The sequence below is a fragment of the Nesterenkonia muleiensis genome (assembly GCF_003600155.1).
Taxonomy (GTDB): domain Bacteria; phylum Actinomycetota; class Actinomycetes; order Actinomycetales; family Micrococcaceae; genus Nesterenkonia; species Nesterenkonia muleiensis.
The window spans coordinates 1-11,863 of record NZ_QWLD01000030.1 but is presented as its reverse complement, the minus strand read 5'-3'; the positions used below and the strand labels follow the sequence as shown (position 1 = coordinate 11,863).

The following is an 11,863-nucleotide window of genomic DNA, read 5'->3' as shown; positions in this document are numbered from 1 at the left end:
CACGTTGTCCTCGATGAGCATGGGCGTATAGACCGACTGCACATCGAAAGCATCCCGGGACTGAGCATTCTCTGAATCCGGTCCCTCAGTCTGTGGATAGATGATGAATCCCACCGAGTTGCCCATGGACTGCTCATCCCAGCGGGTGATCCTGCCCCAGGCTGAGCTGCATTCGTTGGACCAGAGGATCTGCACCTGTACGCTGCCGTCGAGCCGTTCCTCACGCATTTCCGGGCATCAGTCCGGAATTAGGAATTCCGGATTTCCACGGATGTGTTGGACTCGGGTGAGTAGCGTCTTAACCTTAGTGAAGTATGAGCTCATGATGAGGGGAGCGTTCGGTGTCAGAACTGCAGCGACTGAAGAGCAGCCTGGATGGAATCGCTAATTCCACCAAGCAGGTTGCGTCAGGTTTGGAGAGTTTCAAGTCTAAGTTCGGGACTCAGATTAGCCAGGTGCAGAGCTCCATTGGCGGCAGTGCTCAGCGCAAGGACCAGGAGGTCATCCAGGCTCTGCAAGCTGCGCAAAAGCAGGTCGAATCCGCCTCTCAGGCGCTCCAGCAGGCAGCACAGACTGCGAGTAACTATGGCAGGTCGATTTGAGCCCAGCCGACAAGGACCCCGGCCGCCTGGAGCGCGCCGCCCAGGAGCTCAACGCAGTGGCCGGCCAGCTTGAACGCCTTGCCGCACACGTCAAGAGTTACGAGAACAAAGTTGTTCCCATCTCAGGGGAGCTGAACGCACTGGTAGGAGGCAGCACCACAGGAAGGGACAAACGGATCGCTCAACAGGTGGGTGCAACTGCCAAGAGCATAAGAAAAGGCTCAGATGCCGCGCATCAGGCTGTTGGACAAGCGAAGCACGCCGCAATCCGGGCCAAGGCGGAGGCGGAGGAACTGCGAAGACGTGAAGCCGCTGACCGGCAGGCTCAGCACAGAGCGGCAAGGCGTTGAGACGTGTCGGATCTTCAGACGGTAGCGCACAAACTGCGAATACTGGCTCAACAGTCGGGCCGAGTTTCACAGGATATGGGCAGCCTGTCCCAGCAACTCCGCAGAGCCGTAGATCGGGTGAACGCTGCAGCTAGGAACGGTGCCGAGGTCGGAAATCTTATGAGCAGTATCACTGCCGCAGCACACGCAGTTAACGCTGCGGAGAACGCAGTCAGGCTCATTGAAGCAGAAGGTGAGTCATGGGCGGACGCCCTTGCCAACGGAGGATCGGGAGGTAACGGCACCCTCGAGATCACTACCCCAGTGGTGAACGCTATGGTACATCGTGCCAGCCAAATTGAAGCGAAGAAACAATCGTATAAGCAAATGGGCATCAGCCTGGCGAAGGCAGTATGGCCAGCTGCTGCTCAGTCAGGGGTTTTCTCGACTGCCGCAGGACAGTTAGTTAGTATGGCGGCTCCGGGCGACCCTCACCTTCTTAGTGAAGTTACTTCTGAAACGGTGCAGGCCCTTATTGAACTTCAGCACTCGGGGGCGGCGGGCGCCTCGGTTGCCAGCTTTTTCCGAAAGCGCTGAGAGGAACCACGATGGGTGAGTTGATGAGAGAGCTGGTGAACTCTTGTGCAGATTTTGTGCAAGCCCCAAGTGCTGAGCTGTATCCCGCTATGGAGAAACTGGCTGAGTACGACCACGCGTTGATCTTCGAAGCGCTCGTACAACGAATTGATGAGGAGAGCCTGGCGTTGCGAAATCTCCCGAATGGAGGCCCAAACGGGTTGACTCCCGAGGTCGTACGTGAAACCGTATTGGCGGTGCAGAGGGCAGATCCAGAGGCGATCGTCGGGCTGGTGCAGGGTGATCAGGCTGACGGTATCGCCTTACTGCTGATGGTATTGGCGGCGTTGCGGCAGAGTTCTGTCTGACTCTTGCACACCGGGCTATATCTCAGTCGGAGAGCTCGTGCGAAAGATCTACGGTCAGCCAGTCAGAGCTGAGCGTCACATGGTCGTTGCCCGTACCGCCCCAACGGCCGAAACTGGCGTCTAGCTCTGCGGAGATTTCGACGACGTCCACATCCATCGGTACTTCATAGGCCATGAAGAAATACCCTTTGGGCCACCCCCATTGGCCACCTGCCTGGGACTGGTAGGTCTTCGACTGCAGACTGTGTTTGTGGTCGTCGAGGTAGACGGTCCATCGCCCGTTGAGGAACTCAAACTGTGACTGATCGCCGTGGAACTCTAGGTCGAAATGCAGCACCACCCATATGTTGCCCGCTGAGGCCCAGTGTCCCGGTTCGTTGGTGAGGTCCTCATAGGTAGTGACCTGGACATCCTTGAGTACAAGATCTGCATCAATGGTCGTGGACATTCCATTAATCCATACGTCGTCACTGGACGTGTTGAACATGTACCCAGGCTCGACCATCCAATCCTCCCGGTAGAACCCCGCTGCCGGCAGGGATGGAACTCGTGCACCGTCTAGCACCGAGAACTTCTGGTCCACTCCGTGTGCCTGCACCACAATGGTTGTCGTGTCATCTGCCGAAACGAGGAACTCTCCCTCGGCTTGGGCATAGTTTAGCTCGCCCAGGTCATGATCGATGCCGCCTGCTGAGAGATAGGCCAGTCCCGGAGACGGCTCAACGTCCCGAGAGCCGGGTTCGAACTCCCAAGAGATCAGCCGCAGCTCTTCGCCTGGGGACGACTCCCAGGACTCTCCATTGAGGGCGAAATGCTCCACGGAATCCAGTGAGGTGACCCGAAATGTGCCCATCGGTGTGACGACGCTGCCCCCGGCGCTGCTCGACGAGACCTCAGGTTCAACGCTGCTCAGCTGTGAACCTGACAGGAAGAACCCATTGTCTACAGAGCGTGGTCCAGTCGCCGGCTCCTGGTTAGCCCCTTCTTCAGCCTCGGGAGTTTCGTCCTCTGCAGGTCGCTCAGCAGGCTCCGGCGTCTGCGCCGGTTCTGGAGCAGGTAACGCCTCGGCCTCCTGCTGGGGTTCGCTGAGAATCCACCACAGGCCGACTCCGAACAGCACCGCGGCCAGCGCCGCGGCGGAGACGATCAATACCGGTGCACGCCTCTTCGAACGGTCTGGTTCATCCTCAGCGGGATGCGACTGTTGTCCTGGGACCGGTGGTCCGGGAGCCGGTGCTGTGCTCGGGACCCACGTTCCCTGTGCACTGTAGTGTCCAGCCTGCCAAACACCTTGGGCGTCATGGATTCCTTCGTGCCAGTGGCCCTGCGGATCGTAGAAGCCCGGACGCCACAGACCCTGTGCATCATGGTATCCTCCGTGCCAGGTGTCTCCGTCGTAGAACCCGGGCTGCCATTGGCCGGTTGCGTCGGCGGCTCCAGGATGCTGCCCTTGCATTAAAGCACCACCCTGCGGGGACTTCCGTTGAGAGGATTCGCCACTGTCTCAAGGGTGCGCCCGTTGGCCGGAATGGCCCGTTCCAGCCCCCACTGACGGATGGACGCGACTTCCTCCGGATTGGTCTTGGAGAAAGGAACCACATTCTGGAACGCCTCGGTTACCAATTCGTCGTCGATGGGGCCGTGATCGTTGCGGTCCCTACGCTCCCAGGCCACATCCTCGATGGTTGCGGCCAGATCCGCACCAGCGAAGCCTGCGGAGATCCCTACCAGCTCGTCGAGCAGCAGTGGACTCGGCTCCAGGCCCACTTTGAGTTGGAAGTATAGCTGGATGATCTCCGCTCGTTCATGGTCGTCAGGGAGGTCTACGAAGAAGATCTCGTCGAAACGTCCCTTGCGCAGCAATTCTGGGGGAAGCGAACGCACATCATTGGCAGTGGCCACCGTGAACACCTTTGTCCGGGATTCCTGCAGCCAGAAGAGGAACTGTCCGATCAGCCGGGTAGTGATTCCCGTCGATTCTGAGCCAGCTCCTGCCAGGCCTTTCTCTATCTCGTCAATCCATAGCACACAGGGTGCCACTCGGTCAGCCGCATCTAACGCCTCCCTGAGTCGGGACTCCGACTGGCCCACATACTGGCCGAAGACTGCGCCCATGTCCAAGCGATAGAGCGGCAACGACCATTTTTGCGCAATCGCCTTGGCTGAGAGCGACTTGCCACAGCCAGGTACCCCAACCAGCATTACTCCCCGGGGCGGGCGCAGATTCGTTCCTGACAGGTCGTCTTTAATCCGTTGCTCGCGTTTGCCCAGCCACTCCTGCAACGTGGTGAGTCCACCCACCGCAGCGTCTGACTCGCGCAACGCGATCCGCTCGATACCAGCGGTTCCGCCAAAAATCTGGTCCTTGAAGCTGGAGAGCTCGGCTAGATCCTCATTGAGCAGGGTTTCCTTGGCCAACAGAGAAGCGATAATATTGAGGGCTTCAGTCTCTGTGACGCCGTGAAGAATTTCTGCGGCGCGGCGCATCTCGTCATACTGCCAATCGATGGCGAACCGCGGGTTCGCCCGGTGGTCCTCGACTATCCCACTGACCACCTGGAAGATTTCGTCAAAGCTCGGCAGATCCAGTTGAACCGTCATCCCCAGCCTGGCCAAGCCTGACCAGACGGTTTTGTCGGTCACGATGGTGAGGCTACCCGCCCTGGCTTCGGCCACTCGGGCCACCTCGGCAAGATGCCGAGATGTGGAAGACTCCTGCTCCAGGTCATCCACGTCCAAGAGGACCACGTTGACATTGTTCCGCTGTTCGAAGGCCCGAGTGGCATAGTCTAGGGCGCCATTGAGCGAACGGTCGTCGATGATGGCTTGACCGCTCATCAGATCCCCCAGGCCCTTTGCCGGGGAATGAGCGTAGTAGGGCATGCTCGGCTGGCCCGCCGCCGCGTGCCTGATTGCATCCAACGCACGGGACGGTTCCTGAGTGCGCACAACAACCACGGGAACGCGCGCCTTCGTGTACCGCGTGAGTAGCTCGATGGTCCCGGAAAGATCAGGCATGAGGTCTCCTTCATCAGAGTGCTTAGAGCAAGCGTCGGGTACGGCGAGCGGGGACAAAGTCAGTCAGAGTCTGAGATGGGTTGTGCTCCACGGCCTCCGCGGCACGTGTGACAGCGTCCTGGACCGACCCGTCTAGGGAGAACCCTGGGTCGAGTACAGCGGTCAGAGCATTGTCCCTGAAGAGTTTCAGGGCGCTTTCCTGTTCCGGACGGCTGGATCCTGACATGCGTGAAACACGAGTGGCAGCATCCTTTTCGAGCTGCTGCTGCAGATCACGAATCTCTGCAGAGGCTTGGTCGGTGAGTGCCTCGCGAATCTGTTGAGGCAGCCCCGGATGTTGCGCCAACCGCAGACGCATCACCAGACCCTCCCGGGAGTGGACTAGTACTCGCGCCATTGCGTGCAGATCAGAGGCTTTGCCGAGCGAAGTAGCCAGCTGGTCCTGCCATCGGCGCATGAACTCCCCGATGGCTTCATTGAGGCGCTTGAGGAAGCGATCGAAGGTGGCCGGTGGGAAGCTGGCCGCATCGATGGCGGGCAGCTGGGACATATCAGTCAGCGGATCGCGTTGCCAGGCTCTTAATGAGCGAACCCACGCTTCATACTCGGTCAAGCTGCTCATCGGCTCAGCTTTTCACCGAAGGTCGGACGACTGAAAGCTCCCCGGGCGGCAGCGGACACCAGGCTGGGAGCTCTCCAGCAATCTTGCGATTCCGAGTGATGCCGGACTCGGAGGTTGACAGCGCGGCGACCCCCAGCCGCCAGTTGCGTGAAACGATAGCTCCACCTTCCTCCTCGGGTAGCGGCGGAGAGATCGGACGACGTCGCCCCCGGCGGATCACAGTGGAATCCTCGCCCGATGTCCCTGGCAAGACAGGAGGAAGTTGGGGAGCAGAGCCGCCGTTAGGTGCCGGCGGCGCTGCGGGAACCGCGCTCTCTGGGGACGATGGTGCCAGCGGCGGCGGCGGGGGCGGAGGGCCCGAGGCGACTGAGGGTGGGGCCGCCGCATCAGCCAAGCCTGCCGGAGGCATAATCGGTGGAGGTGGAACCGGGGGAGAGGATGGGACGCTGTCATTCATCAGAGGGGCCAGCCTTTCACCATGTCGAGGACATCTTCTTCGCGTGCATCGGCGTCGTCGTAATCGAGCTTGGCGTCTACCCACTCGGCGCTCGCCTCCCGGTAGAGCTGTATGGATACGTCTTTTGCCTTCTCCCGGGTTTTCTCCGCCTGTTCTACCGCGGCATCCGCGTTCTTCTTCTTCTGGTGAATTAAATATGTAGGGATGACTGCACCGCCAATCAGAACGAGGAGTCCCAGCAGTTGCCACGCGTTGAACAGTGCGATTCCCAAGAGGACAGCAAGCACTGCGACGAATATATGGAGGATGACCTGTTTGATGGTGAATCGCATGGACTCGATGTATCGGTGCATCACTGAGTCCCAGTGCTCGCGAAGCCCGGTTTCGACCTGTTCCTGGGGGACACTGGTGGTAGTGCTCCAGTGGGTGAACCCGTACTGTGAGGCATAGTTGGAGTGGGATCGATCGAAGTCCAGTGCTGCCTCGTGCGGTGCCTTGGCCCGGTATTCCTTGGTGTAGCGGGAAATCCCACGCTCGAAGTAGACCCGGGATGCGCTTACCGCAATCTTCTGTGAGCTGGTGCTCACACCCAGCAGATGTGGCCGGAAAGCGGTCTGGGTCTGCAGTGAGAGTGCATCCAGGGTCTCGTCTAGTGCTTGAGTGTTGAGGTCGGCCTGTTCCCGGGCGCGTACTTCGTCGCCGTCGTGCTCGATGATGGAATCCTGGAAGAGCACTTCGCGGCGCAGCGGGAGCTCCTCGGCGTCGTACTCGGTGACCAGGATGTCCAACAAGTCGTCTAGGCGGTCAGCGGAAGACCCGGTCAGCGGGGTATTGGTATCGCGAACCTGAACGTATTTCTCCAGAATGAACTCATGGGCGGAGGCCTTCTCCAGCATCTCCTTGAGCTCAGACCAGGTGGGACTGATCTGGCTGAGCTTGGGAAAGTCCTCATCATTGATGCGCCCGCGGTGAGTGTCGACTTCGCCCACCCACTGGGAAACCTGCTTCTCCTCGATCTCAGGCTCCATGGAGAGCATCTCCCGCCACGTTTCCAGGTTCTCCATCACCAGTTGCTTGCCGTCGGGGCCGAAAGCGGCCTGGGCGATGGCTTCTTGGAGTATGGCGAATTCTCGGGTCAAATGATATGCGTCCAAGGACTGGAAGTAATGCCGAAGCCAGCGAGCTGCCTCGCCCAATCGATGCTGACGGCGCAGAACCAAGGCAAAGAAGAGGCTGGTCTTCTTGGGATCGCGGCCGAAGGCAGCCTCGACGGACTTCTCGGCCAATTCCTTGTCGTCCTTCGACCAGGCGGCCAGGCCCACCAGCGCCGGGGCCAACCAGTAACGGGGGGTCTGGATCATCAGCTCCTCGCTGATCTGATGGACCGTATTGTTGCGGACATTGCCCACGTCGAAGGCCTGGAGCATGCCTACAGAGGTCCGCCGCACCACGCTGTAGTGCCCGAAACTCCGGTCCAGCTCATCTTTGAGACTGGCTTTCTTGGTTTCAGCGAGTTGGATCAGCCGCTGGCGCTCATTGCGCATTAAGAAGGTCTCAAACAAGGACTTCAGCTCGGCGACGTCGCTGCGCGTGTCACTCAGGTCAGAGCTGACGTCGCCGATTTGCACCTCGACGTCGTCGATGTGCCGGTCCAGTATGATCCGGGTCTCCTCGACTTTGCGGAGGATCGGTCCGAAATTGATCTGATTCATCGTGGCTCCTGGTGCAGGTCTCAGAGAACTGGTTGGCCGTCGGCACGGACTGGCGTGACCGTGCCGTCGTCGTAGATTTCGATGAACTCGTAGGCGGCACTGCGGGCCAGTGTGCGGGCCGAGCTGAAAGGGCGCGGCGGTGTCTCATGGGAGGGGTAATGTTCGATGATGTTTCCCAGCAGATCCATTTTGTGATCCAGATACGGGGAACCGAGGTAGCAGGTGCTGAACAGGCCAATGATGGTGCCCCCGCCTTGGGCGTCGTAGTAGTCTCGCACCCACTGCATGACAGCCTGGGTCCACTGCGGGTCGTTGGAGACATCCAGCTGCTGGACCACTTGAACCAAATCCTGGCTTCTCACGTATTTCCGGTTGTTGACCGCATATCGTGCGGCAGTACCCTGGACCCGGTTGCCGGTGAGAGGAGCATCGACGCTCTGTTGTGCGTCAACGATCACGTGACGTCGAACAGACATGTCAGATCACCGCTAGCAAGAGAACGACAAGGAGGACGGCGACGACTGCCGCTGCGACCATCAGGATGGTTCGGGGCTTTGCGGTTTTGCGCGGTGACTGAGGAGTGGCAGAGGGAGGTGCCGGGACCGGCGGAGTCGGGGCAGGAAGCATGGTCCGCGGCGGCGCTGTCAGTTGTTGCTGACGCATGAGCTGCAGATTCTGCAAGCCTCTTCGTAGCTGTTTGAGGTCGTATTCTGCGCTTTTGACTGCTTCAGGTATGTCGCTGAGGAACTGGTCAGGGTCGGTTGAACCGGTGTGTGGTTGTGTGAGGCCGAGTTGGCGAATCACAGACCGGGATTCGGACTGCAGCCGCTGGATCCTGTCGTGGAGTTGTTTGCTCTCTTTCTGCTGGAGGGCGAGTGTGCGTTCGATTTTACGAATCTCGCCGTCGTGCTGATGTTGGGCTTGAGCAATTCGCGCATCCCGCTGTGTGGTCAGTGCTTGCTCTCCATCGATCAGATCGACGTATCGTTGCCACGTGCTCACGGTGCCTCCTCTGGTAGATGGAACGGAATAACGGCGCTAGGTCCAGCGTCGCCTGATCTGTCCACGTGGGCGGCCCGAGGGTAGCCTTGCAGCGGTGGCTGGGTCGGTGACGTGACAGAGCGGTAGTCTTCTAGATTGAGCTTGGCAGTGATGAGGTGTCGCACGCCTCGGTAGTCGTATCCGAGCTGATTGGAGAGCGAGGAGAGGGTAGACCACCAGGCGAGCAGATGCACGCCGACCAGGGCACCTCGTTGAGCAAGTTTCTCCAGGACTTCGCGCATCGAGATGCTGGAGAAATCCAGATCGTCTTCGGGATTCAACGGATGAGAGGCGTCGAGGTCGATCCAGCGCTGCCAACCTATGCCGAGCACCAGCTGGGGCCCGGACTCCTGATCCAAGGCTGAGGTGATCTCGTTCAGCATGGCTTCCTGTGCCTCTACGCGGCCATATCGCTTGATGGTGACCCCGGTCACTTCAAGCATCCGCAGTACTGCGAACAACGGTTCGCCGGCCCGTTCCGCGGTTTTGGCGGAGAGATCGACAATGACGATTCGACGGATTCCGGCCGAGGAGACCAGTGAACGGACAAGGGAGCTTAAGACAGGCAACGCGATGCTGGGGTCTGAACCGACCACGGCTATAGCCTGGTCGATATCTTCGGTGAGCTCCAGTTCAACGGGCGTCTTATCCACACGCAAGGGCATCCCGACAATACCTCGGACCGTGCCGTCCGGGTCCGGGGCGGGCAGTGTCTCGGGCCACCGGGCAAAGTCAGTGGGAATGAAAACCATCGGCGCTTCGCCGTCTGGAGCCTTGTTCCACAGTTCCTTCTGGAGCTCGTCGATGTAGTCGGGCTCGGCATAGGCGCTGACCGCCCGTACATTGGAGCCCTCCGGGTCCTGCCCGAAGTTTCGGTTAATGATGACTTCGCCGCGATAGGTCAGCCCGGCAGCGGCCTTATTCCCCTGGCCGAGAACGTCCTCTGAATTATTGGCCGTGGTCTTCAGCGCGATGCGCAGAGCGAATTGGGAGAAGATCGATTCTCCTTTGACCCGCAGTCCTGCGACACCGGCAGTGGTCTGTGAGGAAAGGAGAAGGTGCACACCATAAGCGCGGCCTTGGCGGGCGATGCTCTCCAGCAGGGACACAGCCTCGTCCACCAGCGAGTCCTCACCATCGAAGAGGACCTGGAACTCGTCGATAACCAGTAGCAGCCGCGGCATCTTCTGACCTGAGGCGACGCGGAATCCGGCGAGGTCATTCGCCCCTACGGACTTCATCACTCGGGCTCGGCGCTGAAGTTCAGCACTGATATAGCGCAGTACGGCAAGCCCGAAGTCGCGGTCCGACTCGAGACTGAGCACCTTGGCGTGTGGCAACCAGTTGAGCCCTTGGGCATCAGGACCGAAACGCTGGAACTCCAGACCCTGCTTGAAATCGAGCAAGTGCAATTCGAGTTCTTCGGGACTGTATCTGCTGGCAAGTCCGTACAGGATGGTGAGCAGCAGATTGGACTTTCCCTGACCCACCGCACCGCCGACGAGAGCATTGGCAATGGGAGGATTCGAGGAGCGGAACTCAATGCTTACCGGGTGGTGCCCGATTCGAGCAATAGCGGTACCCAGGGCAGTGGTGCTCTCTTCTGTCCAAGTGCCGTGGGCCTGTTCTGTGATGAGTTCTTCCAGGGGGACTATGGGTCCAGTGTCCTTTGCTGCTTCTTCAGCAGCATCAGAGATCACCTGTTCCAGCAATTCGGCTGGAGGTGCGAGGTCGGGTGTGACGGGGATGTGATTGGGATAGTCAGCCAGGAGCAGATTTCCCATGGAGTCGTAGCCACTCTTGCGTAACGACCGGGAAAGTTCAGAGGTGGCCACCTCCTGCGACTGCGCTTGCCGAGTTGAGTCGTGCTGGACCAGCAGGGTGATCCCGTTGGGACCTCCGCTGCGTGCTAGACGCACCAGGGTCCGTTGCAGCTCGGCATCGATTCCTTCGGGGTAGTTGAGCACCACCAGCAGGCGATAGACGCCTTCAGGGACTCCGCGCCGAGACCACAGCTCGCCAAGGTGGCGGGCTCCGGCGGTGGCAATCGCCTCTGCGTTGCGGGAAGCTGTGTCAGTGACCGACTCAAGGACGTTCTTGAACTGAGAGGCTGAGGTCCTGGGGACCGGGAATGCTGCGCTGTGGGCACTGCGCAGTGGAGAGAAACCACCGAGCTTTCCGCCGATGCTGGGGTCGTAGACGTCAATACAGAGATGTTTCAACGGCAGGGACGCCACGGTGCGGAGCAGGACAGCACGAATCTCGTTGAGAGTTTTCTCGACGGATCCTTCGAGAAACCATCCGGTGTCGTGAAACAGGGGGTAGAGCGCGGGTCCTGTCATGATGGTTCCGCGACGGATGAGGGACGCAGCGCCAGCCGCTGGGGGGAGCTTCCCCCAGCGTTCTTCTATGTCGGCTTTCCAAGGTCCCGGTGCTGCCTCCTGGACCAGATCGTCGAGGTCTGATGCCAACGCTGAAGCGCGGTCGGCGAAATCTTCAGCCGCGCGCTGGGTAGCAGCTTGGAGTAACTGTTGAGCGTGTTCCCGCGCTTGCCTCGCCTCCTCCTTGAAGCGAAGATCTGACACCTCGCGTTGGCGGCCGGCGCTGTCGCGTATTGCTAGTACTTTGAGCGCCAATGCCTCTGCTTTTGACCTGAGCTCCGAGTCAACGCGGTCCACATGTTCGGTGGAGACGTTGTACTGAGTGGGTGCTGCATCGGGAGTTACTGAAGCTGAGCTGGAAGGTGAGGTTGGGAGCTGTGAAGGCGAGTGAGAAGCGATTGCCGCCGGTGGCGGGTTTGATGCGTATCCGCTTGCTCCAGGCCCGGAGTACACGCGGCGGCCACGGCGGCCAGGCGGTCTCTCGGCCATGATCAGATCCTCCCCTCAACAGAGTCAGCGCAGTGCGACTGACGGATTAACAATAGTGAATGGATAGTTTCCGAAAGCTCTCAGAACGGCAATCGGTGAGTTTCGGTTTCCTGATTTTTCGGGTGCGTGCGGGCCGGAAACCCGGAACGCGGAGTGGCACGCTCAGATGCACATGGGTGGGGCGAGTTCGATCTCCTCGTCCTCGTCGTCGGTGGTGATGTAGGCGACACCGCAGATTCGGGTCTCCACGTTGTCCTCGATGAGCATG

At 59.7% G+C, this 11,863-nt stretch carries 12 protein-coding genes; 4 read left to right on the top strand and 8 right to left on the bottom strand.

Annotated elements, in window-relative coordinates:
* The coding region (locus DVO78_RS08500) for a DUF2690 domain-containing protein (protein WP_120004391.1) at nt 1–228 on the bottom strand (228 nt) is incomplete at its 3' end.
* 113 nt (nt 229–341) lie between these two features.
* On the opposite strand from DVO78_RS08500, the gene DVO78_RS08495 reads away from it, so the two are divergent.
* The 4 genes from DVO78_RS08495 to DVO78_RS08480 all read left to right on the top strand — a co-directional run bounded on the left by DVO78_RS08495 (nt 342) and on the right by DVO78_RS08480 (nt 1,875).
* Nucleotides 342–602 (top strand): hypothetical protein, encoded by a 261-nt coding sequence (locus DVO78_RS08495; protein ID WP_120004390.1) that lies wholly within the window; start codon nt 342–344, stop codon nt 600–602.
* Nucleotides 599–952: a hypothetical protein gene (locus tag DVO78_RS08490; protein ID WP_120004389.1), complete on the top strand. Its 354-nt coding sequence runs from the start codon at nt 599–601 to the stop codon at nt 950–952. Before DVO78_RS08495 ends, DVO78_RS08490 begins: the two co-directional genes overlap by 4 nt.
* Nucleotides 953–1,111: 159 nt before the next feature.
* Nucleotides 1,112–1,528, top strand: coding sequence for a hypothetical protein (locus DVO78_RS17970; RefSeq protein ID WP_238385208.1), 417 nt, complete (start codon nt 1,112–1,114; stop codon nt 1,526–1,528).
* An 11-nt stretch (nt 1,529–1,539) separates the two neighbouring features.
* Nucleotides 1,540–1,875, top strand: coding sequence for a hypothetical protein (locus tag DVO78_RS08480; RefSeq protein ID WP_120004387.1), 336 nt, complete (start codon nt 1,540–1,542; stop codon nt 1,873–1,875).
* 22 nt (nt 1,876–1,897) lie between these two features.
* Here the strand turns inward: DVO78_RS08480 and DVO78_RS08475 are convergent, their stop codons facing one another.
* The 7 genes from DVO78_RS08475 to DVO78_RS08445 form a co-directional block, all read right to left on the bottom strand.
* Nucleotides 1,898–3,331 carry a hypothetical protein gene (locus tag DVO78_RS08475; protein ID WP_120004386.1) on the bottom strand — a complete coding sequence of 478 codons (1,434 nt, stop codon included), beginning with the start codon at nt 3,329–3,331 and terminating at the stop codon, nt 1,898–1,900.
* Complete coding sequence (locus DVO78_RS08470) at nt 3,331–4,893, bottom strand: AAA family ATPase (RefSeq protein ID WP_120004385.1); 1,563 nt, start codon at nt 4,891–4,893, stop codon at nt 3,331–3,333. Before DVO78_RS08470 ends, DVO78_RS08475 begins: the two co-directional genes overlap by 1 nt.
* A 22-nt stretch (nt 4,894–4,915) precedes the next feature.
* Entirely contained in the window at nt 4,916–5,515 is a 600-nt protein-coding gene (locus DVO78_RS08465) for a hypothetical protein (protein ID WP_157983954.1), read from the bottom strand.
* Nucleotides 5,516–5,971: 456 nt separating this feature from the next.
* Nucleotides 5,972–7,684, bottom strand: a complete 1,713-nt coding sequence (locus tag DVO78_RS08460; RefSeq protein WP_120004383.1) for a hypothetical protein — start codon at nt 7,682–7,684, stop codon at nt 5,972–5,974.
* Between the two features lie 20 nt (nt 7,685–7,704).
* Entirely contained in the window at nt 7,705–8,160 is a 456-nt protein-coding gene (locus tag DVO78_RS08455) for a hypothetical protein (protein WP_120004382.1), read from the bottom strand.
* A gap of 1 nt (nt 8,161) precedes the next feature.
* Entirely contained in the window at nt 8,162–8,686 is a 525-nt protein-coding gene (locus DVO78_RS08450) for a hypothetical protein (protein ID WP_120004381.1), read from the bottom strand.
* Nucleotides 8,683–11,067 carry an FtsK/SpoIIIE domain-containing protein gene (locus DVO78_RS08445; RefSeq protein WP_157983953.1) on the bottom strand — a complete coding sequence of 795 codons (2,385 nt, stop codon included), beginning with the start codon at nt 11,065–11,067 and terminating at the stop codon, nt 8,683–8,685. The genes DVO78_RS08450 and DVO78_RS08445 overlap by 4 nt, the downstream gene beginning before the upstream one ends.
* Nucleotides 11,068–11,863: the final 796 nt, after the last annotated feature.

Excerpts from the sequence above, each read along its gene's own strand:
- DVO78_RS17970 (WP_238385208.1), top strand. The coding sequence starts at position 1,112 with ATGAGCAGTATCACTGCCGCAGCACACGCAGTTAACGCTGCGGAGAAC.
- DVO78_RS08480 (WP_120004387.1), top strand. The coding sequence starts at position 1,540 with ATGGGTGAGTTGATGAGAGAGCTGGTGAACTCTTGTGCAGATTTTGTG.
- DVO78_RS08475 (WP_120004386.1), bottom strand. The coding sequence starts at position 3,331 with ATGCAAGGGCAGCATCCTGGAGCCGCCGACGCAACCGGCCAATGGCAG.
- DVO78_RS08470 (WP_120004385.1), bottom strand. The coding sequence starts at position 4,893 with ATGCCTGATCTTTCCGGGACCATCGAGCTACTCACGCGGTACACGAAG.
- DVO78_RS08465 (WP_157983954.1), bottom strand. The coding sequence starts at position 5,515 with ATGAGCAGCTTGACCGAGTATGAAGCGTGGGTTCGCTCATTAAGAGCC.
- DVO78_RS08460 (WP_120004383.1), bottom strand. The coding sequence starts at position 7,684 with ATGAATCAGATCAATTTCGGACCGATCCTCCGCAAAGTCGAGGAGACC.
- DVO78_RS08455 (WP_120004382.1), bottom strand. The coding sequence starts at position 8,160 with ATGTCTGTTCGACGTCACGTGATCGTTGACGCACAACAGAGCGTCGAT.
- DVO78_RS08445 (WP_157983953.1), bottom strand. The coding sequence starts at position 11,067 with ATGACAGGACCCGCGCTCTACCCCCTGTTTCACGACACCGGATGGTTT.